The following is a 25,889-nucleotide window of genomic DNA, read 5'->3' as shown; positions in this document are numbered from 1 at the left end:
GCATATGGATGGTTTTTTCCCTATCTTCTCGACACGCAAGGTACAAGCGCGCGGGAAACTGTGAGCGCTCACGGTTGCACAGAATTCACACCCATCTGCGTGTTTTTTGAGCATATCGTGCAAAATCGGCCCGAAATACACGCCTCATGCGGTTTTCTTCTGGTATGATGAACCGTTTTTCCAAGACCCAGACAAAGATGGGTACAAAGATCAGCCCGAGCACCGCGTCCCACCACAAACACAGCCCGGTCAGAATCAGCACATCCGCCAGGTAGATCGGGTTCCGCGACTTGCCGAATACACCCGACTGGATGAGCTTGCCGGGGGTTTCGTGAGGAATGATGGTTGTCTTGTGACGTCTGAACTCAACCGCGGCCAGCATGGCAAGTACGATGCCCGCGCCCACAAGCAAGCCGGAAACCAGCGACGTGACCGGGTGGGTCAGGCTAAGCCCGAAAGGCAGAAACCTTGCCTGGCACCAGGCCAGAACCGCGAAACAGACCAACCAAAGGGGCGGCATGTCCAGCCATTTCATTCCGCATCATCAGCAGCCATGGGCTGCCAGAGTTCAATGGGGTTACCTTCCGGGTCAGTCAATCTGGCAAAGCGACCATTGGGATATCGTTTTGCATCAACTTCCACGTCTATGCCCGCTGCGCGCAGCTGAGAGACCATGGCGTCCAGATCATCCACCCGCAAATTGAGCATCCAGCTTTTCGCGGCATTGCCGAAATATTCAGTATCCGCGGCAAAAGGCGCAAAAACTGTCGGGCCGGCCTGTTGCTGCCAGGCATCGGCCTCGTAGGTCACCGGAACCTCAGAAATGCCCAGATGCTCCGCATACCAGGCGGACGTTGCCTTGGGGTCGTCGGCACGGAAAAACAAGCCGCCAATACCTGTGACTTTCTGCATGATGCCATCCTCTTGCTGCACTCCGATTGTAGCGCGTTTGAGCGCTCAAAACAATCGACGCACGCTCTTGTGTCTGCCCCCCTGCCCACTAAGCTGATGGCAAAATCAGGGAGAACGATATGTCGCTCGCAGGAAAACATGCGCTGGTCACAGGTGGCGGAAGCGGAATTGGTCTCGATATTGCGCGTATGCTCTCGGCAGAGGGATGTCTCGTTACCATCACCGGACGGCGACAAACTGCCTTGGATGCTGCCGCGGCAGGGAGCATTCACGGTATGACCATGGATGTGCGCGACGAAGAAGATGTGATCTCCACCATCGCCGCAGCGGTCGAAGCACGCGGGCCCCTTCAGATATGCGTGGCAAATGCGGGCATCGCCGAAGGGCGCGCTTTGCACAAAACCGACCTGAAATTCTGGCGCAACATGATGGCGACAAATCTGGACGGGGCCTTTCTGACAATACGCGAATCCCTGACCTCCATGCGCCAAACAGATTGGGGACGCGTCATTGCGATATCTTCCATTGCCGGGCTGCGCGGGTTGCAGGGCGCATCATGTTACACCGCTTCGAAACACGGGCTGGTCGGATTAATCAGGGCGTTGAGCGAGGACTATCTGGGCAAGCCGTTCACCTTCAACGCCGTTTGCCCTGCTTATGTCGACACCCCCATCGTAACACGCAATACCCTGTCGATTGCCGAGCGCGCCGGGGTCAGCGAAGCGGAAGCCCAGGCGATCATGGTCTCGGCAAACCGGCACAACCGGTTGATCTCCCCCCAGGAGGTCTCCTCGGCAGTCAAATGGCTGGTGTCACCCGCGTCCGAAAGCGTCAACGGCCAAGCCATCGAAATCGCAGGCGGTCAGATGTAGGGTCACAAATTTTCTGTCGCGCTGCCGGTCTTCAGGTTTCATTAACCGTGAATGCGCTAGCCTAAATCCATGACCAGCTGCTATCACTCAAAAAACCCGAACCCGACGTATTTTTTCACGGCACGGCTTGCTGATCCAAACAGCAGTGTGCTGGTCAAAGAGGTTGCATTGTTGCGCCAAGCGGTGCGGGAAACGGTCGAACGTTATCCATTCACAATTGATGCAATCGTTGTGCTGCCCGCGGCACTTCACACGATCTGGACGCTGACAGCGCAAGACCCTGATTTTCGTCCGCGCTGGCGGTTTCTGAAATCGCGGTTTTCGCGGGCCTTGATGCAAGCAGCCCCGCAGCAGGATGGAGACTTGACGACACGTCGAGAGCGCATCTGGCACAAGCGGCTGTGGGACCATCAAATTCGTTCGTCCCACGATCTGGAGGTGCATCGGCAGCTGATCCATAGCGCGCCGGCTCAGACAGGCCTTGTTCAAGATCCAAAAGACTGGGCGTGGACCTCGCTGCACCGCACCCTGGCGGACTCGCACAGGCAACACAATGCGCAACCCCCGCGAAAGCTAAGCGATCTGAACTTCAAATCCGTTCGCAGCACTCGAACTGTCTCTCTGCTGCCCGAAGCTCAGGCCACCTGAGCCGGGGTCAACTGCCGACCGTTCGCCCATGCATGGGTCGCCTCGCCGAAAGCGGCAAAGAGAGGCCGTGACACAGGATCGCGTGCCGCCTCATACTCAGGGTGCCATTGCACAGCGAGTGTAAAGCCGGGTGCTCCGTCAATATAAATCGCCTCCGGCGTGCCATCCGGTGCCACGCCATCCACGATCACCCGCGCCCCGGAGGATTTGATCCCCTGCCCGTGCAGTGTATTCGTCATCACCTCCTGCGCACCCATCAACCGATGGAACACGCCCCCTTCGGTGAAGGAAACCGGGTGCCGGAGCTCAAATTTCTCTTCCAATGTGCCGTCAGGCGGCATTCTGTGGTTCATACGGCCCGGCAAATCCCGGATTTCAGGATGCAGCGTCCCGCCCATGGCGACATTGACCTCCTGAAAGCCGCGGCAAATGCCCAGGAACGGCTGGCCGCGTTCAACGCAAGCCCGCACCAGATCAAGTGCCACGGCGTCGCGCGCCCGGTCAAACTCCCCATGCGCATCAGTGGCTTCCTCACCATATTCGGCCGGATGAACATTGGGCCGCCCGCCCGTGAACAGAAACCCGTCGCATGTGTCCAACAGCTCTTGTACCGAAATGAACCGCGGGTCGGCCGGAATCAGCATCGGAATACAGCCGGAAACGTCCGAAACAGCCTCAGTGTTCATGACCCCCCCGGCATGCACGGGATAGTCGTCAAAAAGCAGGTAGGGGTTGGAAAAAATACCAACGATTGGCCGCGCCATCAGAACCTCTTAATTAACTTCCTTTTGCAAGATATAGCCTTGCACACCAAGGGTTAACAGCCCATGACCGCGCAAAGGCCTGTGCAGAATTGCTTAACTTTTCCGAATTCGGCATATTGTGCAACACCTCAGACCTCTGCTGTCAGGCCAGCGGCCTCAATCCCGGCGCGTGCAGCGATCACGTCATTTTCCGAGGTATCCCCCGTCACGCCAACCGCACCAATAACGGTTTCCATCGCGTCTTTGAGCAGGATACCCCCCGGAACCGGCACCACCTGCCCGCCGAAAACACCATTTACAGACGTCATGAAATAGGCCTGGGTTTCAGCCCGCGCCATTTGCGCAGTTCCCGCAATGCCCAGCATGATCGATCCGTAGGCTTTGCCGTGCGCAATGCCAAAACGCCCCGGTGAGGCGCCGTCCTCACGTTCAAACGCCTTGACATGCCCGCCAGCATCCAAGACTACCACGGACAAGGGCTTGAACCCTTCGGCGCGTCCTTTGGTAAGTGTTTCGCGGATGATGATGCGGGCTTGTTTCAGTGAGACGGTCATGAGGGCTCCTTGCTGTTTTCGTTATTTTCCTGAACGGTTCATCACTACCCTGTGGCTTTCAGTTCAAGGCGGCGGGCATGCAAAACAGGCTCCGTGTAGCCGGACGGCTGCGTGCGCCCTTTGAAAACCAGATCGCAAGCTGCCTGGAACGCCACCCCATCATAGTCGGGCGCCATTGGTTTATACTGCGGGTCCGATGCATTTTGCCCATCAACCACCTCGGCCATCTTACGCATCACCTGCATAACTTCCTGGGCATCGACGACACCGTGGTGCAACCAGTTTGCGACGTGCTGCGCGGAAATCCGGCAGGTTGCTCGATCCTCCATCAAGCCCACGTCATTCATGTCAGGCACCTTCGAACAGCCGACACCGTGATCCACCCAACGCACGACATATCCCAGAATGCCTTGCGCGTTGTTTTCAACTTCCCGGATTTTCTGCGCGTCCGTCCATTTTTGATAGGTGGCCAGCGGAATATCAAGAACCGTATCCACATAGGCGCGCCGCCCGTTTTTTTGCAACGCAGCCTGAACCGCAAAAACATCCACGCGGTGATAATGCAGCGCGTGCAGGGTTGCGGCGGTCGGACTTGGCACCCAGGCGCAATTGGCCCCCGATTTGGGATGTTCAATCTTCTGCTCCAGCATCGCGGCCATCAGATCAGGCATTGCCCACATGCCTTTGCCGATCTGCGCACGTCCGGATAGGCCGCACTCCAAACCGATATCCACGTTCTGATTTTCATAGGCGCCGATCCAGGCCTTGCGCTTGATGAAATCCTTGCGGCTGAACGGACCGGCCTCCATGGAGGTATGGATTTCGTCGCCGGTACGATCCAGAAACCCGGTATTGATAAAGGCCACACGGGATTTCGCCGCGCGAATACATTCTTTGAGGTTCACGGAAGTGCGCCGCTCTTCATCCATGATACCAAGCTTCACCGTGAACTGCGGCAAGCCAAGCACGTCTTCCACCCGGGTAAAAATCCGGTCGGCAAAGGCAACTTCTTCGGGTCCGTGCATCTTCGGCTTGACCACGTAAACCGAGCCGGTCAGTGAGTTGCCGCCCTCCCGCTTCAGATCATGCATCGCGATGAGCGTGGTGATCATGGCGTCCATCAGCCCCTCGGGAACCTCATTGCCCTCGCGGTCACGGATGGCCGGATTGGTCATCAGATGCCCGACGTTACGCACCAGCATCAGTGCGCGACCCTTTAGCGTGACTTTCATGCCGTCTGGCCCGGTGTATTCCCGATCAGCGTTCAGGGTGCGGGTCACCTGCTGCCCCCCCTTCTCAAACGTATCCTTCAGATCGCCTTTCATCAGGCCAAGCCAGTTGGCGTAAGCAACAACCTTGTCTTCCGCGTCAACGCAGGCAACGGAATCTTCACAATCCATGATCGCGGAAACGGCGCTTTCCATTCTAACATCCGCCAATCCGGCCTGATCCCTGCTGCCGATCGCATGTGTCCGGTCAAAAAACAATTCCACGTGCAGCCCATTGTTGCGCAGAACCACAGCGGTCGGCGCCTTTGGGTGGCCTGAGTATCCGACGAATTTCTCAGGATGCACGAGGGGCTGGTCATCGACCAGCAGTGCCCCATTGCGCACATAGTAACGACGAGCGTCGGCATGGCTGGTCTTCTCGATCGGGAACGCTTCGTCGAGGAAGACCCGCGCACGCGCCACGACCCGCGCGCCGCGACCCTGATCATATCCCCCTTTGGGCGCGGGGCTGCCCATGGCATCCGTCCCGTAAAACCCATCATAAAGACTTCCCCACCGGGCGTTCGCAGCGTTCAGTGCATAGCGTGCGTTGGTGATCGGCACCACCAATTGTGGGCCTGGCACTCGCGCGATCTCGTCATCTACATTTGCGGTGTCAATTTCGAAATCGCCTCCTTCGGGCAGCAGGTAGTCGATCTCTCGCAGGAATGCACAATAGGCCTCGTGATCATGAGGCGCTCCGCGACGCTCCACATGCCACGCGTCGATTTTCGCCTGCATGTCTTCGCGCTTTTGCAGAAGGTCGCGGTTCTCCGGCCCAAAATCATGCACCAGATCGGACAACCCCTTCCAGCACTCCGTGGCTTCGATACCCGTACCGGGAAGAGCCTTGGATTCAACAAAATCCACCATCTCCTCAGCCACCTGAAGATCATTTTTCTGGAGAAAATCGGCCATTCAAAAACACTCCTCAACGATGGCGCTACGGGTATGGCCAAAAGGTTTAGGAGGTTTGTTTCCGATAGGCAACAGAGTTGGTAAGGTTACTTTACCAATCTTCGAGAAGGTTTGAGCCGGACACGGCGGCAGCGGTCCGAACAATAGCGCACTTCATCCCAAACCCGCTCCCACTTCTTGCGCCATGTGAAGGGCCGCTGGCAGGTCACACAGATCTTCTGGGGCAGATCACCCTTTCTGGTCATAGGTTCAGAGGACGTTCAGATAAGAGCCTGCATCAAGCGAGGCAACGCTCTCGGCTTCACCGCCAAACCAGTAGATCGCAGCGCCTAAACCGAGCGCAAGAAAGAGACCTGCCCAAAGCCCCCAGAGGGCCGGCCGGTGATGACGTTTCTGTTTGCCGATATTCGTGTCGGGTGCTGACATTTTCGTTCCTTTCGATTTTCATGACCATGCCGGGTTGCGGCGGGCGTCTTGGGACCATAACGTCCTGCGCGTCATATCCGTTCCAATCAACAAAGCAGGTGCCCATGCGCGACGCGACCCCCCAGACCATATACCTGAGCGACTACAAACCCTTCGGCTTTGACGTAACATCGGTAGAGCTGACATTTGATCTGGCCCCGAACACGACGCGCGTGCGGTCAAAGATCGCCTTTGTGCCCAGAGAAGGGACAGATGGCACCTTCTTTCTCGACGGCAAGGGCCTGAAGTTGATTTCGGCCGCCATTGACGGTGTCGCCATTTCCCCGGACCTCACACCGGAGGGCCTGACCTGCGCCGTGCCCGATCACCCGTTCCTCTGGGAGGCTGAAGTCGAGATTGACCCCGAAAACAATACCGCCCTTGACGGGCTCTACATGTCAAACGGCATGTATTGCACTCAGTGCGAGGCGCAGGGATTTCGCAAAATCACCTACTACCCGGACCGCCCGGATGTGATGAGTGTCTTTACGGTCAAGATCAACGGAACGCACCCTGTTTTGCTGTCAAACGGCAATCCGGTCACCAGCAGCCAGGGCTATGCCGAATGGCATGATCCATGGCCGAAACCGGCCTATCTCTTTGCGCTGGTCGCGGGTGACCTTGTCGCCGTGCCGGGGGCGTTTACCACCAAATCGGGGCGCGATGTGGCATTGAACATCTATGTGCGCCCCGGTGACGAGGGTAAATGCACCTTCCCCATGCAAGCCATCAAGGACAGCATGAAGTGGGATGAGGAGGTTTATGGCCGCGAATATGACCTTGATATCTTCAATGTCGTGGCGGTCGACGATTTCAACATGGGTGCCATGGAAAACAAGGGATTGAACGTCTTCAATTCCTCCGCCGTTCTGGCCTCTCAAGCCACTTCCACCGACGAGAATTTTGTTCGCGTCGAGGCGATCATTGCCCATGAGTACTTCCATAACTGGACGGGCAATCGCATCACCTGTCGCGACTGGTTCCAGCTGTGCCTCAAGGAGGGGCTGACCGTATTCCGCGACAGCCAGTTTACCTCTGACATGCGCTCCGCACCGGTCAAGCGAATAACGGATGTGATCGACCTGCGGGGACGCCAGTTCGCGGAAGATCAGGGACCACTGTCCCATCCTGTGCGGCCTGAAAGCTTTCAGGAAATCAACAACTTCTATACCGCTACCGTCTACGAGAAAGGTGCCGAAGTCATCGGCATGCTGAAGTGTCTGGTCGGCGATGAAGCCTATGCGCGCGCGCTCGATCTCTATTTTGACCGTCATGACGGGCAGGCCTGCACAATCGAAGACTGGCTGCAGGTTTTTGAGGATGCCACCGGCCGTGACCTGACCCAGTTCAAGCGCTGGTATTCACAGGCGGGCACACCACGCCTGACCGTGAAAGATGCTTGGTATGCAGGTACTTACATCCTGACATTCACGCAAAACCTCAAACCGTCGGCGACGACACCTGACCCCAAACCTCAGGTTATCCCCATCGTGACGGGTCTGTTGGCGCCTTCAGGCGAGGAGATTGTCCCAAGTCAGGTTCTGGAATTGACCGAAGCTTCGCAGTCCTTCACCTTCGAGGGCCTGTCGGAGCGCCCCATTCCTTCTGTCCTGCGTGGGTTTTCGGCACCTGTCGTGCTGGAAAGCGAGCTGGCGCAAAACCACACGGCCTTCTTGCTGGCACATGACACCGATCCCTTCAATCGCTGGGAATCCGGGCGCAGCCTCGCCAAGGCCAGCCTTCTGGACATGATCCGCACCGGTGCGCACCCGGATGAGCGGTATCTCGACGGTCTTCTGGCCGTCATTTCGGATGCATCGCTTGACCCCACCTATCGTGCATTGATGCTGGGGTTGCCCAGCCAATCTGATCTGGCAACAGCCCTTCACGATGCGGGCGACATCCCTGATCCGGGGGCGATTTGGGCCGCTACCGAAGCCATGCGCCGGGCCCAGGCCCAACACTTCAAAGGTATCCTCCCGGGGCTTTTTGCCGATCATCAGGTAACCGAACCCTACGTTCCGAATGCAGACCAGTCCGGGCGGCGCAGCCTTGCAAATGCGGCCCTGTCGCTGCTTAGCCGGCTTGAAGGGCCGGAACGTGCGCAAATCCAGTTCGATCAGGCCGATAACATGACCCAGCAGCTGGCGGCTCTTTCCATTTTGCTGCGCGAGAATGCAGGTGATAACGCCTTGAAATCATTTGAAGAGCAATGGAAAGATGACCGTTTGGTCATGGATAAATGGTTTGGACTTCAAGTCATGCAAGCAGCACCCGAGCGTGCCGCAGCAACCGCAGCCGCCCTGACGGAACATCCTGATTTCAATTGGAAAAACCCCAATCGTTTCCGCTCCGTCTTTGGTACGTTGGCCGGGCATCACGCAGGGTTCCACGCGGCGGGTGGCGCAGGTTACCGGCTGCTTGCCGATTGGCTGCTCAAACTGGATCCGGTCAATCCGCAAACAACTGCGCGCATGAGTGTCGCCTTCCAGACCTGGCGGCGCTACAGCGCCGAGCGTCGGGACATCGTTACTGCAGAGCTTGACCGAATGCTGGCCACGCCGGATCTGTCGAGAAACACAACCGAAATGCTGACCCGTATCCGAGGAAAAGAATAATGAAACCTGTCTTGCTTATCACCGGCGGGTCCGCTGGTATCGGAGCGGCTTGCGCCCGTATTGCGGCGTCAAAAGGGTTCGATCTGGCGCTGAATTTCCGGACCGACACCGACGGAGCAGCGGCGGTCGCCAAGGATTGTGAGGCCACCGGTGCAAAAGTCATCCTGTGCCCCGGCGACGTCGCAGACCCCGACGCGATTGCGCAGGTCTACAATGACATCGACGACGCCTTCGGCCGCCTCGATGCTCTGATCAACAATGCCGGTGTGGTCGATCAGACCGCCAAGGTCACCGATGTGGATCATGCGCGCCTCAGACGCATGTTCGATATCAACGTGATTGGGGCCATTCTGGTTGCCAAAGAGGCGGTGTTGCGCATGCAGGCCCGGGGTGAGGGAGGGGTCATCGTCAACGTATCCTCCGCCGCCGCCCGTCTGGGATCAGGCAATCAATATGTGGATTATGCAGCTTCAAAGGCGGCCATCGACTGCTTTACCAAGGGACTATCGGATGAAGTCGCTGGTGACAATATCCGCGTCATGGCAGTGCGGCCCGGGCTGATCGAGACAGAATTGCATGCCAAGGGCGGGGAGCCGGGGCGTGCGGACAGGCTTGCACATATGGTTCCCATGAAGCGCAAAGGCTCCGCAGAGGAGGTCGCCCAGGCGATTGTCTGGCTGCTGTCGGAGGATGCGAGCTACGTGACGGGATCGACGCTGGACGTCACGGGTGGTCGCTGACCCGTTTTCCTACCAGCGCAGCGGACGTAACCTCAAAACGCTTTGCATCGTTCTGGGTATCTGGTTGCTTCTGGCGCTGGCGATTATCGTGGTCGAGGCGGCGCCCTGGCTGATGGGCATCATAGCGCTTTGCACCCTGCCCGCACTATGGGATCTGTTTGCTGACCCTGCTGCGGGGCTGACGTTTGATAATCAGTCAGTTCAATGGTTCAGTGGCAAGCGGCAGGCCTCACTTCTGTGGTCGGAGGTGGATCATGTGCGTCTGGACACCCGGCTCGATTTTTCTGTGCGGGTCACTATTATGCTGAAGTCCGGCGGCAAGGTTCGGCTGCCTTACGAGGCGACCCCTCCCCATCAAACCTTTGAAAATGCTTTGCATGCCCGGGGCATTCGCACCGAAAGACACCACTTTTCACTTGTTGGGTGATTGATACGGCAAGCGTTTGCGCACAGGTTCAGGCGGCGCATTACAAAAGGGCTGCTGTTTGAGCCATGTCGCGATATCGCGTCTCTTGGTGGCACTGCGCATCGGACCCCAATCCGCCGCAACCCCGCGCCAGCGCCCTTCCTTGCCAGAGATGACGCCGTCCCGCGGGACCGTCACAGCCATGATCCGTATTGCACAGCTTAAGTTGTCGCCGCCGTCCTTGAGCGCCTCGCCGCTGCCAGCACGACAACTGTAACCCCGTGCCGTGGCGGGCGCGATCTGCAGTAGTCCAAACCATTTGCCACCCCCTCCAACGGCCCAGGGCTTGAACGTACTTTCATGTTTGGCCAGTGCAGACATAAAGCCGACCCAGAATGCCTGCCGCCCCTGAACATCCGCCTGCGCATAATATGGACACCACTGCTCAATATCTGCGGGGATCATATTGGTCAGAGGCTGGCCATGGGTTTGCAGCGCTCGCAAAGCCGCCTGATTCCACAGCACGTGGTTTGGCATGTGGCTCCACCGCATCTGCGGCAAGCGCACCGCAGGGCTTTGCGCAGCTTCCTTAGCGGACTGCGCGTGCCCTTGAGGAGACCAGACTGTCAGGCAAAACAATGCGGCGATCACGGGTATAAAACTTTTCATGGCCTAGCTATGCGCCGAGAGAACGCGATGGCGCAAGAAGATTGATCGTCGTTATGCGCGCATTCGCGGGGGTTTGCTCACCCGGTGATGGAATGCGTGCGCGATCGTTATCCAATTCAGAACAAAAGATATAAATTGTCTACATCCACGCGCTCAATCAACGAGATATCTCCGCGCCGACGCCATGTTTCAGCCCCAAAGAGACGTCATTTTTATTCTTGTTACCTGTTTTTGGAATACTGTAAATGTCGCTCCGGTCCTTGCTCTCAACGAACCCTTTTGCGTCGCTTTTCCGGCGACAACCAAATGGTTCTGGAATCGTTGATCAACCCGCAGAACATGCGCAAAAACATGGAAACTTACGACCTGAAAACGCATTGATGATCGCTTGCCCGAATCCCACCGAAGAAGAATCAATCCGCGATGCGCATCAGTCACGCGGACAATTTCTGGCGCGCCAGGAACGGTGGTCGGACCTGGTTGATGAAATTCGAAAAGCCGAGGATACCCGCCGCGCTACACCCGGTTTGATGGCGGTAGCTGATTTGCTTGGCTACGGTGCCCGGTCGGACGTGGTGATGGCTGTTGAACATGCGCTGTTCGATGGACGCCCGGCTAAAGGAGCCCCTCTGTTGGAAGGGGTCCAGGCTCTTGAACAGATTCTAGTCGATGCTGAGGGGGACATGATCCTTGGTGCCATCGTAGCACAAGCGCATATGGATATTGCCTGGTTCTGGAGAGGCACCGGTTGGGATAGTCAGATCCCCAAGCGCAATCGTGAGGCATTCGAGGCCCATTTTGACCGCGCGCGTGATATTCTGTCTCCCTACAGGATGCATGAGTGCAGTTCGCCAACGCTGGCGGCGGCGAAATGCGGCCTGTATGGTGCCGGGAAGGATACGCCCGATCACCTGGCTGCCGATTATGAATATCTGATTGATCTTGATCCAAGCAATCCCGCACCGATGCGCGCGATGGGCAATTACCTCTCGCCGCGCTGGTTCGGCACCTATGAAAAGCTTGAACTGGAAGCGCGGCGAACCGCGGCCCGTACGCATGAAATCTGGGGCGCAGGGGCTTACACCTGGGTGATGTTTGATGCGCTTTCAGACGACGATACCGCGTGTGAAAATCTCGATCTCGAGTTCTTTGTGGAAGGGCTACAAGACATCCTTGACCGGAGACCGCATCAGTACATCGTCAACCTGCTCGCCGCCTATTGCGCCAACACGATTGGCAGCAATCTGACTGGCTACGATCCGGCGGATCAGACCCGTACACGCATTGCCGGTTGCGCCGATTGGATCGTGCGCAATCACATGACGGAACTGCATCCTCTTATCTGGGCCCATGCGGCCACAGGCTTCGACAACAACCTCAGAATTCGCTCTGCCCGTGGATTTGCGGCCGCAGGCCGGACCGAAGCCCTGCGCATTATCGCCGACCTCTTCCGGCGCGAAATTGCTCAGGGCAACCGCATTGTTTTCACCGCAGACGGCCCCGTGGCCGAACACTGTTAGACTGCACGAAAGGACGCATCATGGCTTCAATACCAGCAGACGCCATCCATTGGGACAGTGGCGATTGGATCGATTGGCACCGCAACGCCACACCACCCGATCCCGCGCCCTGTGCCGCGCCCTCCGAAGACCCTTTGGCACGGCTACACACATTGCGCACCCGCATGCTGCAGTGCGCGCGCGCGTTTCACGAACTTTCGGGCCAACATCTGCCGATCTACGAGGGCATCGCGCGTGTTCATGCAGCACTGGCATTTGACCTGCCGCTTGACGAGGACATCAGCGCTGCGGACAGCGCTGATCAGCCGTGTATCATCGTGATACCGCCGCTTGGAGCCACCGATATGATCACATTCGATCCGGCAACACCCTGCAGCTGTCTGATCGTCGTGCGCATCAAGGACAACTTCAAGGCGGAGGCGCGCATGATGCCGTGCACAAACCTGCCGAAAGCAACGGATGGACCTATTCAACTGCGCTGGCGTGATTTGCCGACCAACGGCTGAACGGCGCGCGCACGGGGGTTGCAGCACCCTGCGCGCTGGCCTAAGACCTCTGGCGTGATCAGACCTGCCTGACGAGGGACCACCATGCTCGATTTGACCTACGATACGCCCAAAGCCAAGACCATTGCGGGCGCCAAACACGATTGGGAACTCGTGATCGGGATGGAGGTGCACGCGCAGGTCACCTCGCAGGCGAAACTCTTCTCCGCTGCGTCAACGAAGTTTGGTGCCGAGCCCAACAATAATGTCTCTTTTGTGGATGCTGCCATGCCCGGCATGCTGCCCACGATCAACGAATATTGCGTTGAGCAGGCCGTGCGTACCGGTTTGGGCCTGAAGGCCGATATCAATCTTGAAAGCGCCTTTGACCGCAAAAATTACTTTTACCCCGATCTGCCGCAGGGCTACCAGATTTCGCAGCTTTACCACCCTATCGTGGGCGAAGGTGAAGTGCTTGTGGAAATGGGTGATGGTACCGCACGTCTGGTGCGCGTCGAACGCATTCACCTCGAACAGGACGCGGGTAAATCCATCCACGACATGGACCCCAATATGTCCTTCGTTGACCTCAACCGCACCGGTGTGGCCCTGATGGAAATCGTCTCGCGCCCTGACATTCGGGGCCCTGAAGAAGCGGCGGCCTATCTGGCGAAACTGCGCCAAATCCTGCGTTATCTTGGCACCTGCAATGGCGACATGCAGTCAGGGGCCATGCGGGCAGATGTGAATGTGTCGATCTGTCGTCCGGGGGACTATGAAAAGTATCAGGCGACGCAGGATTTCAGTCACCTTGGCACGCGCTGCGAAATAAAAAACATGAACTCCATGCGGTTCATTCAGGCCGCGATCGAATATGAAGCGCGCCGCCAGATCGCGATTGTCGAAGGCGGGGGCAAGGTTGATCAGGAAACACGCCTTTACGATCCGGATAAGAACGAGACGCGCTCGATGCGCTCCAAGGAAGAGGCGCATGACTACCGCTATTTCCCCGACCCTGACTTGCTGCCGCTGGTGATCGAACAGGTGTGGGTCGATGAGATCGGAGCCAACCTGCCCGAGTTGCCGGATGCCAAGAAGGCGCGTTTTATCGGTGATTTTGGCCTGTCGGACTACGATGGGTCGGTGTTGACCGCTGATCTTGATTCCGCCGGCTATTTTGAAGCCGTGGCCGCCGGACGTGATGGCAAGATGGCCGCGAACTGGGTGATCAACGAGCTGTTTGGGCGCCTGAAGAAAGACGACACGGACATCACCGACAGCCCCGTGAGCCCCGCGCAATTGGGCGGCGTGATCGACCTGATCGCGTCAGACGCGATTTCGGGCAAGATCGCCAAAGAGTTGTTCGAGATCGTTTACACCGAAGGCGGCGACCCGGCGGAGATCGTCGAAGCACGCGGCATGAAACAGGTGACAGACACCGGTGCAATCGAGGCCGCCGTAGATGAGATTATCGCCGCCAACCCTGAACAGGTTGCCAAAGCCAAGGAAAACCCAAAGCTGGCCGGATGGTTCGTGGGTCAGGTGATGAAAGCGACCGGCGGCAAAGCCAACCCCAAGGCGGTAAACCAGTTGATCGCACAAAAACTCAAGGGCTAGGGAATGCCGGGCGTCTTCACAAATCCATCACCTGCTCCTGCGGGCAATTTGGAATGAAGCTGGCCTCCCCTTTCCGATCCTCTGTGATGACCGTCAAACCTGAATGGATAGACTTTAACGGCCATCTCAACATGGCCTATTACAATGTCCTGTTTGATCAATGTGCCGATGAAGTATACGAGCAGTTGGGGTTCGGTCCCGACTATCAAAAATCCGGCTGTACGACCTATACCGGCGAATTCCATCTGTGTTACCTGCGGGAATTACATGTAGACGACGCGGTCACGGTGACATTGCAGGTTCTGGACTACGATGAGAAACGTTTCCATACATATCAGGAAATCTGGCATCAGGACGGATGGTGTGCAGCTTCCGGCGAAGCGATGACACTGCACGTTGATCAGTCAGGACCGCACGTAGCACCCATGCCGTCCGCCATTCTGGCGCGTCTGGAAGCGCTCCATGCAGCACATAGTGATCTGCCCAGACCAGCGCGCGCAGGGTGCAGCATCGGTATCCGCCGCAAAGATTGACCGACCGTCAGCGCGATCCGTTTTGCCGGAATGCCACGCCATCAATTCCGGTGTCAGCACGGGTTTTCGACCGTGATCGAGGTTGCTATAGAGCAGCGAGCACAGCGGAGTAACCCATGCCTCAATATGAATACAAAGTGATCAGCGCGCCCACACGTGGGATCAGGGCAAAGGGCATCAAGGCGCCGGAAGACCGCTTTTCCCGTGCGCTCGAAGACGTCATCAACCAACTGGCATCAGAGGGTTGGGAATATCAACGCGCTGAAACACTGCCTTCGGTCGAACGATCCGGTTTGACTTCCAGCACCACCAATTGGCGCAATGTTCTGGTGTTCCGCAGGGGGCGCCCGGACGTTGCACCAAAAGCGCCTGCCGTCGAACCGGAGACAGCCACCCCCATCCGTCAGGAACCAGTGATCGTGCAGCCCAAAACACCAGAGGATGACGCCTCCAAAAGCGAAGGGGCCAGCAGGATGCTCAGCGACAACGGCGTCGAAGAAGCGAGCGAAGTTTCGGGCATGACCAACTCTCTGAAACAGCTGGCCGCCAGCAGAAACCCGGACAAAACAGAAGATTAACGGAGAGCTTTAAACATCCACATCAATGGCAAGCGCATGGATTTCCGAAATCAACTGCGCGCCCAAGGCCGCATGGATTGCCCGATGGCGCGCCACACGGTTCATGCTCTTGAACTGCTCAGACCGGATCGCCACGTTAAAGTGACTTTCACCTCCTTCGGGATATCCTGCATGACCGCGATGACTTTCACTGTCATCGACCACCTCCAGCTCACGCGGGTTGAAGGCCGCCCGTAACCGATCTTCAATCTGCTGTCGTTTCAACATTTTTTTTGCCTGCCCCCTTCACTCTTTCCGTGTGCAGTTTAAACTAAGCGGCCTCGACTCGTATAGGTGCCAAAATGCCAAAACCAGATCCATTTGGATTCGATATGTCCGTCTCTTCTTCCAAGAAGAAAAATCCACGCGGTCGGCGCGGCATGTCCGGCGCATCCGAAACGTCAACGCGTACCTGCGATCACGAGGGCTGCAACGAGGCTGGCAAGTATCGTGCGCCCAAAGCGCCGGACGTGCTGGATGATTTTTTCTGGTTCTGCCAGGCGCACGTGCGCGAATACAATCTAAAGTGGAATTTTTTCGACGGCACAACCGAGGCCGAGCTGAACGCTCAGATGTCGAAAGACAAGGTTTGGGAGCGCAATACCAAACCTATGGGCGACCCCGAAGCGCGCGCCTGGGCCCGGTTGGGTATTGAGGATCCACATCAGGTTCTGGGAGCCAATGCGACCCAAAATCCCGGGCGCGGTCCACAGGCCGGGCGGCGTTTGCCCCCGACCGAGCGACGCGCCATTGAAATTCTTGAGGCCAAGGATACCTGGACCAAACCCGAAGTGCGCAAGGCTTACAAAGCGCTGATCAAGGTTCTGCACCCAGACATGAACGGCGGTGATCGCAGCCAGGAAGAGCAATTGCAGGAAGTTGTCTGGGCCTGGGATCAGATCAAGGGCAGCCGAAACTTCAAGGATTGATGGCGTTACCGAATTGCGCCAACTGGCACGCCCCTTCCCCTTGCACATGTCCGATATATGTTGCACCAGATGATCCGGGCCTGAGCGGTCCAGATTTCGTATTCTTTCTACAAAGGTGACACCTCATGGCCGACGGCGCACTGGACACAAACATGAAGCCGACCGAAGAAATCCACGTCCGCGACGTCTTTGGCATTGATACTGATATGGTGGTTAAGGGGTTTTCCGATCGCAGCGATCGCGTGCCCGCGCTGGACAGCACCTACAAGTTTGACCCTGACACGACGCTGGCGATCCTTGCCGGCTTTGCCCACAACCGCCGCGTCATGATCCAAGGATATCACGGGACCGGCAAATCGACGCATATCGAGCAGGTCGCCGCGCGCCTGAACTGGCCTGCTGTGCGCGTGAACCTCGACAGCCACATCAGCCGGATCGACCTGATCGGCAAGGATGCGATCAAGCTCAAGGATGGCAAGCAGGTCACCGATTTTCAGGAAGGCATCCTGCCATGGGCCTTGCGGAACCCCACGGCAATTGTGTTCGACGAATACGACGCGGGCCGTGCGGATGTGATGTTCGTGATCCAGCGGGTGCTGGAAGTGGACGGCAAGCTGACCCTGCTTGATCAAAACCAGGTGATCGAACCGCACCCCTATTTCCGCATTTTCGCCACGGCGAACACGGTGGGTCTGGGCGATACCACCGGTCTTTACCACGGCACGCAGCAGATCAACCAGGGCCAGATGGACCGCTGGTCGCTGGTGGCAACACTGAATTACCTCAGCATTGACGCGGAAACAGCCATCGTTCTGTCGAAAAACCCGCATTACAACACGGAAAAAGGCCGCAAGATCGTCAAGCAGATGGTCACGGTTGCGGATCTGACGCGCACCGCCTTCATGAACGGCGATCTGTCCACCGTGATGTCACCCCGGACCGTGATTGCCTGGGCGCAGAATGCCGAGATTTTCCGCAACGTGGGCTATGCCTTCCGGCTCAGCTTCCTCAACAAATGCGACGAATTGGAACGCCAGACCGTGGCGGAATTCTACCAGCGTCTTTTTGACGAGGAATTGCCGGAAAGTGCGGCCAGCGTGAGTTTGGGATAGGCCCATGCACATCGGGTTGATCGGCGGCATCGGCCCGGCAGCCACACTGGTTTACTATCAGCGGCTGACGGCTCTGATGCGCGACCGCGGCAAGAAGCTGGAATTGACAATTGTACAGGCAAGCGCAGATGAGCTTGTCGCCAATAATCTGGCCGATGACCGCACGGCACAGGCGGAGATTTACGCGAAGCTTATCGGGCGCCTGAAGGCCGCCGGTGCGGATTGCGCTGCGATCACGTCGCTTGGCGGGCATTTTTGCTATCCTGAAACGGAAGCGATCAGCCCCTTGCCACTGATCAGCGGTGTAACGCCGCTCGACACCTACTTTCAGGCGCAAGACCTTGGAACCGTTGGACTATTGGGCACTGAAGTTGTGATGCGCACCGCTCTCTACGGGCAGTTGAAACAGACCCGCGCGGTAACGCCTCAGGGCAATCTCGAAGAGGTTGGCAAGACCTATCTGGAAATGGCCTTGAGCGGTGTGGCGACGGATGCCATGCGGATGTTTTTCTTTGAAGCCGGACGTCACATGATCACCGAACAGGGCGCGGATGCTATTGTGCTGGCGGGCACCGATCTGGGTCTGGCATTTGACGGCCACGATCCGGGCTATAAAGTGATTGATGCGTTGGATGTGCATGTTGCCCTGCTGGCCGATCTGGCATCCGGTGACGCAGATTTGCCGCAAGTGGCGAAAGGGTAAGCGATGAGCAAACCGTCAGACAATCCGGCCGACGCCTTCAAAAAGGCGCTGTCAGAGGCCACCAAGGTCATGGCTCATGACCCGGAATTGACCGTCTCCTATTCGGTCGATCCCGCCGGAATGTCGGGCGATTCAATGCGCTTGCCGCAGGTCAGCCGCCGAATGACGCGTGACGAGGTGATGCTGGCACGCGGCACGGCGGACGCTCTGGCGCTCAACCGCCGCTATCATAACGGCCAGACCCATGCGCGTTACCAGCCGCAGGGAGACATGGCGCGTGATCTTTATGAGGCGATGGAGACCGCCCGCTGCGAGGCGATGGGCGCGCGCGACATGCCCGGCACCGCAGGAAATATTGATGCCAAAATCGCGCACGAGTCGATGCGCAAGGGCTATGATCAGGTCACTCAGGCCGCCGATGCACCGCTGGCCACGGCGGCGGGATATCTGATCCGCCATCTGGCGACAGGGCGTGATCTGCCCTCCGGCGCGCAAAACGTCATGGAGTTGTGGCGCGGCTTCATCGAAGAACAATGCGGCGGCACGCTCGATAACCTCGATGAGACGCTCAGTGATCAGGCCGCCTTCGCCAAATTCGCGCGGCAAATGATCTCTGATCTGGGGTATGGCGACCAGCTTGGCGATGACCCGGACCAGCTTGATGACGATCAGGAGGATGAGGCTGAGGAAGGGTCGGAAGACGATTCCGATCCCGATAGCACTGGTCAGGATGATCAGGAGGACGAAGAGTCCGAAGGATCACCCGAACAATCACAGGAAGAACAGCAGGACGCCGCCCAAGCGCAGGTTTCCATGGACGACATGGCGGATCAGGAAATGGGCGAAGAGGCGGAAATGCCCGATGGTGAGGCACCGATGGAGCCGCCCGCGCCGCCGCCTGCCTCTGACGCGGATCCCAATTATCTCGTCTATATGAGCGATCATGACGAAGAAATCGGCGCCGAAGAACTGGCCGAACCTGTGGAGTTGGAACGCTTGCGCGCCTATCTCGATCAGCAGTTGGAGCCACTCAAGGGGGCCGTGAGCCGGTTGGCCAACAAATTGCAGCGCCGCCTTCAGGCCCAGCAGAACCGGTCGTGGGAATTTGACCTCGAAGAAGGCATGCTGGACGCGGGTCGTCTGGCGCGGGTTGTGGCCAACCCCACCACGCCTCTGTCTTTCAAGGTCGAAAAAGATACTGATTTTCGCGACACTGTGGTGACCTTGCTGCTGGATAATTCCGGCTCCATGCGGGGGCGTCCGATTTCGATTGCGGCGATCTGCGCCGATGTGCTTGCGCGCACGCTGGAGCGGTGCAACGTCAAGGTGGAAATCCTGGGCTTCACCACGCGGGCCTGGAAAGGCGGTCAGGCACGCGAGGCTTGGCTGAATGATGGCCGCCCACAACAGCCCGGCCGTCTGAACGATCTGCGCCACATCATCTATAAATCCGCCGACGCTCCGTGGCGGCGCACCCGGCCCAACCTCGGGCTGATGATGAAAGAGGGGCTGTTGAAAGAAAACATCGACGGTGAAGCGCTGGAATGGGCACACCGGCGCATGCTGATGCGGCATGAGGCGCGCAAAATCCTGATGGTGATTTCCGATGGTGCGCCGGTCGATGACAGCACGCTTTCCGTCAACCCCGCCAATTACCTCGAAAAACACCTGCGCGATGTGATCGAAATGGTAGAGAAACGCCGCGCGGTCGAGCTTCTGGCCATCGGCATCGGGCATGATGTGACCCGCTATTATGACCGTGCGGTGACGATCACGGATGTGGATCAACTTGCCGGGGCGATGACTGAACAACTGGCGGCCCTCTTTGACAGCGATCCCCGCGCCCGCGCCCGGATCATGGGCATCAAACGCGCAAGCTGATCGCGGCCAAGCGTCGCAACAATGCACGGAGGTGGAAGGGCCCAATATGTTTCAGACGTTCGAGGTAACCGCCCGGCCCGAGCAAGGCCCCCCGAGGCTTGCGGCGCTGCGCGCGTGCATGGCGGCAGAGGGTCTCGACGGGTTTTTGATCCCCCGCGCGGATGCCCATCAGGGCGAATACGTCGCTGCCCATGACGAGCGGCTGGCATGGCTGACCGGTTTCACCGGCTCGGCGGGGTTTTGTGCGGCACTTGCAGAAATCGCCGGGGTTTTCATCGACGGGCGTTACCGCACGCAAGTCAAGGCGCAGGTGGCAGAGGCATTCACACCCGTGCCCTGGCCCGAAACCTCGCTCGGGAGCTGGCTGATCGAACAACTGCCGGGTGGCGGCGTCATTGGTTTTGACCCCTGGCTTCATAGCGCAGGTCAGTTGGAGAAATTGCAAAAATCGCTGGAAGGGTCGGGCATTGAGATGCGTGCCTGTGACAATCTGGTCGACCGAATATGGGAGGATCAACCCGCCCCGCCCCTGCAACCGGCCAAGGTGCACCCGCTTGAATTCGCAGGCGAAAGCCATGATGACAAACGCGCCCGTCTGGCACAGGAATTGCGCGATGACAGCGACAGTGCCGCCCTGATCACCCTGCCCGATTCCCTGTGCTGGTTGCTGAACATTCGGGGCGCGGACATTCCACGCAATCCCATCGCCCAAGGCTTTGCGGTGCTGCACGGCAGCGGTGCAGTTGATCTCTTCATGGCGGCCGAAAAGCTCACGGAAATTGGTGATCACCTTGGCCCCGACGTCACACAACGCGCGCCGGATAATCTGGTACCCTTTCTGGAGGGTCTTCGAGGCACCGTCCGGGTGGACAAGGGGACTGTTCCCTTCGTCCTCGCGCAGGTGTTGGGAGAGCGGGCGCATTTCGCGGGCGATCCCTGCGCCCTGCCAAAAGCGCGCAAGAACAGCGCTGAAATTGAAGGGGCCGCCGCCGCACATCTGCGCGATGGAGCAGCGATTGTTGAACTTCTGGCATGGCTTGATGCGCAACCATCCGGCACGCTGCATGAGACCCATGTCGTCAGCAAACTTGAAGGGTTTCGGCGCAACGACAACGCCCTGCAGGACATCAGCTTTGAAACCATTGCAGGCACTGGCCCCAATGGCGCGATCATGCATTACCGGGTGACGGAAGAGACCGACAGCCTGCTGGAAGACGGACAATTGATCGTGCTCGACAGTGGCGGGCAATACCTTGATGGCACCACGGATATCACGCGGACCATCGCCATTGGCACACCGCCGCAAGAGGCGGCAGAAGCCTTCACCCGCGTTTTACAGGGCATGATCGCCATGAGCCGCCTGCGCTGGCCCGAGGGGCTGGCAGGGCGCGACATCGAAGCCATGGGGCGCATGCCGCTGTGGTTGGCCGGTCAGGACTTTGATCACGGACTGGGCCACGGGGTGGGCGCGTATCTGAGCGTGCATGAGGGTCCGCAGAGGCTCAGCCGCATCAGCCACGTGCCGATTGAGGCCGGTATGATCTTGTCCAATGAACCGGGATATTATCGCGAAGGGGCCTTTGGCATCCGCATTGAAAACCTGATCGTCGCGCAGCAGGCCACCCATCTGCCCGGTGCTGATGCGCATCGCAAGATGCTGAGCTGGCGCACCCTAACCTTCGCGCCCATCGACCGCCGCCTGATTGTGACCGCTTTGCTGACGGATGCCGAACGCGCCTGGCTCAATGCCTATCACTCTGAGGTTGCAGAAAAGATTGCCCCCCGGCTATCCCCTGCCGCAAAAACATGGTTGGATGCTGCGACTGCGCCAATCTGACATGCGATGATGATGTCACCGCTTTGTTACGAAATGCGCGCATGAGCATTTGTGAGACGCAGGGGAGACGTTCAAAGATGGCCGACCATATTACGATCCGAAAAGCCGATGGCACCTGGAGCGTGCGCGCAGGCGGTGCTGTGCTGGGCGAAACAACGGAGGCGTTGGAACTGGTCGAAGGGGATTATCCCGCTGTCATCTATTTTCCCCGCGATGACATTGCGATGGCCTTCCTCGACCAGACCGAGAAAACCTCGCATTGCCCGCACAAGGGTGACGCAACCTATTTTTCCGTGGTTACCAAAAGTACAACGCTCGCAGATGTCGCATGGTCCTATGAAAATCCGAAAGACGGCGTCGCAAGGATAAAGGATCACCTTGCCTTTTATACCAATGGCGATGTGACGGTGGAAGAAATCTAGGAATGTTCTTCAGCCGCAGTCGCCGCAAGCGCGCGATTGTAAACCTTGAGAGCATCCACATGAAAAAGCGCGCCCAGCAATTCCGGCGGCGACGCATCGGCACTTAGCGTGACAACGGGGATGAAATTCACACCTGTTTCGAACATGGGCAGCGCCGCTTCCAGCGTGGCGTTTGCATCGATGTACGTACCCTCGCCAATCATTTCCCAACATCGGTCTTCATTTGCCGCATGGGGGTCGTCCTTCGTGCGCATCACACCGCTGATCCGCAGCATGGCCGGCAGATATGCCTGGGGGCCTGCAGCAAGATGTATATCCCGTCGCTCCAGTTGCGTGAGAAAGAAGCTGCGATCCACCAAGCGCGACGCCAGAGCCGTGGACATGGACACGGCCACCATCACCGCCAGTCCGGTTTGCCAGTCGCCCGTCAACTCAAAGACAATGAGGGTGGTGGAAATCGGTGCACCCAGAACAGCCGCAGCGACGGCCCCCATACCGGTGAGCGCGTAAAGGGTGAGCGAGCTGGAAACATCCGGAAAAACCCCGGTGGCAATCAGCCCGAAACTCAACCCCGTGAGGGCACCAACCATGAGCGAGGGCGAGAAAATGCCCCCGCCCATGCGACCCGCCATGGTGATGGCAAGGGCGACCGTTTTCAAAACCGCAAAAACGATGGCATTCCACAAGGTCAGTTGTCCGGTCAAGGCCAGAGAGGTCGTCTCATATCCCACGCCGATGATGTGCGGATAAAAAATGGCGATGCCGCCCAGCATGGCCCCGGCAATGGCGGGGCGCAGCCATCGTGGCAGGCGCGTCTTTTCCTGCACAAGATTACCGAAATCATCCGCCCAGAAAATCGCCTTCATCAGGGCCACGGCGATCAAGCCGGACATCAGACCGAGGAGCAGATAGGCGGGCATTTCCTGGTAGAATTGAACGGCGCCGGTTGTGGCGAGCGTAAACTCCGTGACATCGCCAAATTCCAGACGGTTGATGACGGTACCGGCGGCGCTGGCGATAACGATGGGCGCGAAGGCGTGCACCGCGAAGTGACGCAAAACAACTTCCAGCGCAAAGAGAGCACCTGCAATGGGGGCGTTGAAACTGGCGGAAACAGCCGCTGCCACCGCACAACCCAGAAGATCGCGCCCGGTCACACCATCGGCCAGGATACGTCGGTTGACCCAGGTTGAGATGACAGCCGCAAGATGCACCACTGGCCCTTCCCGGCCTGTCGATCCCCCCGTACTCAACGTGATCATGGAGGCTAAAGCAGAGGCCAGCCCTGCGCGCGTCTCCACCCGCCCATCGTTCATCGCCGCACCATGGATCACATCCGCCACCGACCGCGCGCGCCCGTCTTTGGTGAAAACATGCAGGATGATGCCGACCGCCAGACCGCCCAGAATCGGAATGATCAGGATCATGTACCAAGGCAACATCTCCGCGAAACTGTGCAGCAGACGCACATCTTCGGTGCCATAGAAATAGGTCTGTAACGCATTCACGCCTTTACGAAAGAATAGGGCGGCGAAACCAGCTGCGATGCCGATCGCAAGAGCAATGAACCAGAACTGTATCTGGTTAGGGCCACGATGCCGCAACAGGCGCAATCCATCCCGGCATGTGGTCAAGGCGTAATCGAGTTGCTGGGATACTAAGGATCGCTTGGACATCAATTCGTACTCTGGCTGATCTCTGTCTAGGCCAAGCGGACCAGTGGGGAAAGCCTTTTGGAGGTTTTATCCCGCCAGCAATGCACGTGCGGCCCCGCGTGCCTCTTCCGTGATCGTATCACCCGACAACATTCGTGCGATTTCATCCACCCGTTCTGGGTCCGGAAGGGCCGTTACCGTGGACGTCGTCATGCCTGACGTCACATGTTTCTCAACACGCCAATGATGCGCGCCCAAGGCGGCCACTTGCGGTGAATGGGTGACCACGAGGATCTGGCCGTTCGATGCAAGGGCTGCAAGTCTGCGCCCAACAGCGTCCGCGGTGGCTCCGCCGACCCCGCGATCAATTTCGTCAAAGATCATGGTCAGCCCGGATTGCCCTCTGGTCAGGCAAACCTTGAGGGCCAGAAGGAAGCGGCTAAGTTCCCCGCCCGAGGCAATCTTGTTGAGAGGACCAGCAGGCGCGCCGGGGTTGGTGGCCACGGTAAAGGCCACGGCATCCGCACCGTCAGGTCCGGGGGTATCGGGGCTGATCTGAGTTTCAAATACTGCACGCTCCATTTTCAGCGGCGCCAGTTCCGCGCTAACAGCCTTGTCGAGCGCTTTGGCCGCTTTGCGGCGTGCCTTTGTCAACGCATCGGCCGCCCCTATGTAAACCTCTTCTGCGGCACCCATCTCCTTGCGCAGCCGAGACAAATCCGCGTCGCCGGCATCAAGGGCCGCCAACTTGTTTCGCAATATGTCCGCGAACCCAGCCAAATCATCCGCCAGGACTTCATGTTTGCGCGCCAGCGCCCGGATGGCAAACAATCGCTCTTCGGTGTCCTCCAATTCGGTTGGATTAAAGGACAGCCCCTCAATCGCAGCCGCGATACCTTCGGCGGCTTCGTCGAGTTCAACCATCGCGCGGGACAGCGATGCCATGGGCGCTTCCAATGCCCCTTCCGCCTTCTCTGCCGCGCCGTCAAGCCATCTCAATGCGTCCGCCAGCGCGGCTTCTGCCCCTTGCGAGCCGAGGATTTCATGCGCGCGAATGACGTCGCTGCGGATTTTCTCTGCACCCTGCATGGTGCGGCGACGCGTATCCAACGCGGCTTCCTCGCCTGGTTCTGGCGCGAGCACATCCAGTTCGGCAACCGCATGTCTGAGGAATTCCTCCTCGTCACGGATCGCAGCCATTGCCGCCTCCGCAGCTGCAAGCTTCTTGGCTGCGGCACCTTTCGCAGCCCACGCAGACCGGCATTTTGATTTCGCGGCCGCGAGACCGGCAAAGTCATCCAGAATGACCCGGTGTCCTTTGGGGTTCAGCAAACCACGGTCATCGTGCTGACCGTGAAGCTCCACCAGTGTCTCAGAAAGCTGCCTGAGAACCTCGCCTGAGCAGCGCCGGTCATTTACCCACGCTGTCTTGCGGCCATCTGCGGCATTGATACGCCTGAGGATCAACTCTTCTCCTCCGGGCAATCCGGCCTCATCAAGAACGGCATGCGCGGGGTGATCAGAGGCCAGGTCGAACCACGCGGTGACCTCGCCCTGCGTCGCGCCCTGACGCACCAAATCGGCCTGACCGCGCCACCCCAGAACGAAGCCCAGCGAGTCCAGCAGAATGGACTTTCCGGCCCCGGTTTCACCGGTGAGAACGTTCAAACCCGGCTGGAAACTCAATTCCAACCGGTCAATGATCAGCATGTCGGAAATATCAAGCCCGCGCAGCATCGGCCCT

General features: G+C 58.3%; 27 protein-coding genes. 16 read left to right on the top strand and 11 right to left on the bottom strand.

Going from position 1 to position 25,889, the window contains the following annotated elements; all coding sequences use genetic code 11:
* Positions 1–85: 85 nt before the first annotated feature.
* Positions 86–535, bottom strand: coding sequence for a methyltransferase family protein (locus tag ACOTTU_RS02100; RefSeq protein WP_298912945.1), 450 nt, complete (start codon positions 533–535; stop codon positions 86–88).
* On the bottom strand, positions 532–912 hold the full coding sequence (locus tag ACOTTU_RS02095; RefSeq protein WP_425655887.1) for a VOC family protein: 381 nt from the start codon (positions 910–912) through the stop codon (positions 532–534). Before ACOTTU_RS02095 ends, ACOTTU_RS02100 begins: the two co-directional genes overlap by 4 nt.
* Before the next feature lie 119 nt (positions 913–1,031).
* Here ACOTTU_RS02095 and ACOTTU_RS02090 point away from each other — a divergent pair, with 119 nt between their 5' ends.
* Together ACOTTU_RS02090 and ACOTTU_RS02085 are read left to right on the top strand one after the other, a co-directional pair.
* The gene (locus tag ACOTTU_RS02090; protein WP_425655886.1) at positions 1,032–1,784 is read left to right on the top strand and encodes an SDR family NAD(P)-dependent oxidoreductase; all 753 of its coding nucleotides are present in this window, start codon (positions 1,032–1,034) and stop codon (positions 1,782–1,784) included.
* A gap of 69 nt (positions 1,785–1,853) precedes the next feature.
* Positions 1,854–2,432 carry an REP-associated tyrosine transposase gene (locus tag ACOTTU_RS02085; RefSeq protein WP_425655885.1) on the top strand — a complete coding sequence of 193 codons (579 nt, stop codon included), beginning with the start codon at positions 1,854–1,856 and terminating at the stop codon, positions 2,430–2,432.
* On the opposite strand, the gene ACOTTU_RS02080 is transcribed toward ACOTTU_RS02085, so the two are convergent.
* The 5 genes from ACOTTU_RS02080 to ACOTTU_RS02060 form a co-directional block, all read right to left on the bottom strand.
* The gene (locus tag ACOTTU_RS02080; RefSeq protein WP_425655884.1) at positions 2,420–3,196 is read right to left on the bottom strand and encodes a gamma-glutamyl-gamma-aminobutyrate hydrolase family protein; all 777 of its coding nucleotides are present in this window, start codon (positions 3,194–3,196) and stop codon (positions 2,420–2,422) included. The genes ACOTTU_RS02085 and ACOTTU_RS02080 overlap by 13 nt on opposite strands.
* A 128-nt stretch (positions 3,197–3,324) precedes the next feature.
* Positions 3,325–3,750: a GlcG/HbpS family heme-binding protein gene (locus ACOTTU_RS02075; RefSeq protein WP_425655883.1), complete on the bottom strand. Its 426-nt coding sequence runs from the start codon at positions 3,748–3,750 to the stop codon at positions 3,325–3,327.
* Positions 3,751–3,794: 44 nt separating this feature from the next.
* Positions 3,795–5,936 (bottom strand): malate synthase G, encoded by a 2,142-nt coding sequence (locus ACOTTU_RS02070; protein ID WP_425655882.1) that lies wholly within the window; start codon positions 5,934–5,936, stop codon positions 3,795–3,797.
* Between the two features lie 86 nt (positions 5,937–6,022).
* Positions 6,023–6,181 carry a DUF2256 domain-containing protein gene (locus ACOTTU_RS02065; RefSeq protein ID WP_425655881.1) on the bottom strand — a complete coding sequence of 53 codons (159 nt, stop codon included), beginning with the start codon at positions 6,179–6,181 and terminating at the stop codon, positions 6,023–6,025.
* A 4-nt stretch (positions 6,182–6,185) separates the two neighbouring features.
* A complete protein-coding gene (locus ACOTTU_RS02060) occupies positions 6,186–6,362 on the bottom strand; it encodes a hypothetical protein (RefSeq protein ID WP_425655880.1) in 177 nt (58 codons plus the stop codon).
* A 104-nt stretch (positions 6,363–6,466) separates the two neighbouring features.
* On the opposite strand from ACOTTU_RS02060, the gene pepN reads away from it, so the two are divergent.
* From pepN to ACOTTU_RS02045, 3 genes are read left to right on the top strand one after another with little or no spacing between them, the layout of a single operon-like run.
* Positions 6,467–9,019 (top strand): aminopeptidase N, encoded by a 2,553-nt coding sequence (gene pepN, locus ACOTTU_RS02055; protein ID WP_425655879.1) that lies wholly within the window; start codon positions 6,467–6,469, stop codon positions 9,017–9,019.
* Positions 9,019–9,759: an SDR family oxidoreductase gene (locus ACOTTU_RS02050; RefSeq protein ID WP_425655878.1), complete on the top strand. Its 741-nt coding sequence runs from the start codon at positions 9,019–9,021 to the stop codon at positions 9,757–9,759. The genes pepN and ACOTTU_RS02050 overlap by 1 nt, the downstream gene beginning before the upstream one ends.
* Positions 9,749–10,186, top strand: coding sequence for a hypothetical protein (locus tag ACOTTU_RS02045; protein WP_425655877.1), 438 nt, complete (start codon positions 9,749–9,751; stop codon positions 10,184–10,186). The genes ACOTTU_RS02050 and ACOTTU_RS02045 overlap by 11 nt, the downstream gene beginning before the upstream one ends.
* Here the strand turns inward: ACOTTU_RS02045 and ACOTTU_RS02040 are convergent.
* Positions 10,172–10,834, bottom strand: coding sequence for a transglycosylase SLT domain-containing protein (locus ACOTTU_RS02040; RefSeq protein WP_425655876.1), 663 nt, complete (start codon positions 10,832–10,834; stop codon positions 10,172–10,174). The two genes, ACOTTU_RS02045 and ACOTTU_RS02040, sit on opposite strands and share 15 nt — an antisense overlap.
* Before the next feature lie 380 nt (positions 10,835–11,214).
* Here ACOTTU_RS02040 and ACOTTU_RS02035 point away from each other — a divergent pair, with 380 nt between their 5' ends.
* The 5 genes from ACOTTU_RS02035 (at position 11,215) to ACOTTU_RS02015 (ending at position 15,567) form a co-directional block, all read left to right on the top strand.
* Positions 11,215–12,354, top strand: a complete 1,140-nt coding sequence (locus ACOTTU_RS02035; RefSeq protein ID WP_425655875.1) for a hypothetical protein — start codon at positions 11,215–11,217, stop codon at positions 12,352–12,354.
* A 20-nt stretch (positions 12,355–12,374) separates the two neighbouring features.
* Complete coding sequence (locus ACOTTU_RS02030; RefSeq protein ID WP_425655874.1) at positions 12,375–12,860, top strand: hypothetical protein; 486 nt, start codon at positions 12,375–12,377, stop codon at positions 12,858–12,860.
* A gap of 84 nt (positions 12,861–12,944) precedes the next feature.
* Positions 12,945–14,456, top strand: coding sequence for an Asp-tRNA(Asn)/Glu-tRNA(Gln) amidotransferase subunit GatB (gene gatB, locus ACOTTU_RS02025; RefSeq protein WP_425655873.1), 1,512 nt, complete (start codon positions 12,945–12,947; stop codon positions 14,454–14,456).
* Positions 14,457–14,509: 53 nt separating this feature from the next.
* On the top strand, positions 14,510–14,989 hold the full coding sequence (locus ACOTTU_RS02020) for a thioesterase family protein (protein ID WP_425655872.1): 480 nt from the start codon (positions 14,510–14,512) through the stop codon (positions 14,987–14,989).
* 116 nt (positions 14,990–15,105) lie between these two features.
* A complete protein-coding gene (locus ACOTTU_RS02015) occupies positions 15,106–15,567 on the top strand; it encodes a DUF4177 domain-containing protein (protein WP_425655871.1) in 462 nt (153 codons plus the stop codon).
* A 9-nt stretch (positions 15,568–15,576) separates the two neighbouring features.
* Here the strand turns inward: ACOTTU_RS02015 and ACOTTU_RS02010 are convergent, their stop codons facing one another.
* Complete coding sequence (locus ACOTTU_RS02010) at positions 15,577–15,834, bottom strand: BolA family protein (RefSeq protein WP_425655870.1); 258 nt, start codon at positions 15,832–15,834, stop codon at positions 15,577–15,579.
* 74 nt (positions 15,835–15,908) lie between these two features.
* Here ACOTTU_RS02010 and ACOTTU_RS02005 point away from each other — a divergent pair, with 74 nt between their 5' ends.
* The 6 genes from ACOTTU_RS02005 (at position 15,909) to ACOTTU_RS01980 (ending at position 22,490) form a co-directional block, all read left to right on the top strand.
* On the top strand, positions 15,909–16,535 hold the full coding sequence (locus tag ACOTTU_RS02005) for a J domain-containing protein (RefSeq protein WP_298912996.1): 627 nt from the start codon (positions 15,909–15,911) through the stop codon (positions 16,533–16,535).
* Positions 16,536–16,660: 125 nt separating this feature from the next.
* A complete protein-coding gene (gene cobS / locus ACOTTU_RS02000) occupies positions 16,661–17,647 on the top strand; it encodes a cobaltochelatase subunit CobS (protein ID WP_298912999.1) in 987 nt (328 codons plus the stop codon).
* Positions 17,648–17,651: 4 nt separating this feature from the next.
* Positions 17,652–18,350, top strand: a complete 699-nt coding sequence (locus ACOTTU_RS01995) for an aspartate/glutamate racemase family protein (protein ID WP_425655869.1) — start codon at positions 17,652–17,654, stop codon at positions 18,348–18,350.
* 3 nt (positions 18,351–18,353) lie between these two features.
* Complete coding sequence (cobT, locus tag ACOTTU_RS01990) at positions 18,354–20,231, top strand: cobaltochelatase subunit CobT (protein WP_425655868.1); 1,878 nt, start codon at positions 18,354–18,356, stop codon at positions 20,229–20,231.
* A 46-nt stretch (positions 20,232–20,277) separates the two neighbouring features.
* Entirely contained in the window at positions 20,278–22,068 is a 1,791-nt protein-coding gene (locus ACOTTU_RS01985; RefSeq protein WP_425655867.1) for an aminopeptidase P family protein, read from the top strand.
* A 77-nt stretch (positions 22,069–22,145) separates the two neighbouring features.
* Positions 22,146–22,490, top strand: coding sequence for a DUF427 domain-containing protein (locus ACOTTU_RS01980; protein WP_298913010.1), 345 nt, complete (start codon positions 22,146–22,148; stop codon positions 22,488–22,490).
* On the opposite strand, the gene ACOTTU_RS01975 is transcribed toward ACOTTU_RS01980, so the two are convergent.
* Together ACOTTU_RS01975 and recN are read right to left on the bottom strand one after the other, a co-directional pair.
* On the bottom strand, positions 22,487–24,166 hold the full coding sequence (locus ACOTTU_RS01975; RefSeq protein WP_425655866.1) for a chloride channel protein: 1,680 nt from the start codon (positions 24,164–24,166) through the stop codon (positions 22,487–22,489). The two genes, ACOTTU_RS01980 and ACOTTU_RS01975, sit on opposite strands and share 4 nt — an antisense overlap.
* 66 nt (positions 24,167–24,232) lie before the next feature.
* Positions 24,233–25,882 carry a DNA repair protein RecN gene (recN, locus tag ACOTTU_RS01970; protein ID WP_425655865.1) on the bottom strand — a complete coding sequence of 550 codons (1,650 nt, stop codon included), beginning with the start codon at positions 25,880–25,882 and terminating at the stop codon, positions 24,233–24,235.
* Positions 25,883–25,889: the final 7 nt, after the last annotated feature.

The organism is Roseobacter sp. EG26, assembly GCF_049830555.1.
Classification (GTDB): domain Bacteria; phylum Pseudomonadota; class Alphaproteobacteria; order Rhodobacterales; family Rhodobacteraceae; genus Roseobacter.
Note: the sequence above shows the minus strand (reverse complement) of the source record. Positions and strands in the feature narration are given on the sequence as shown.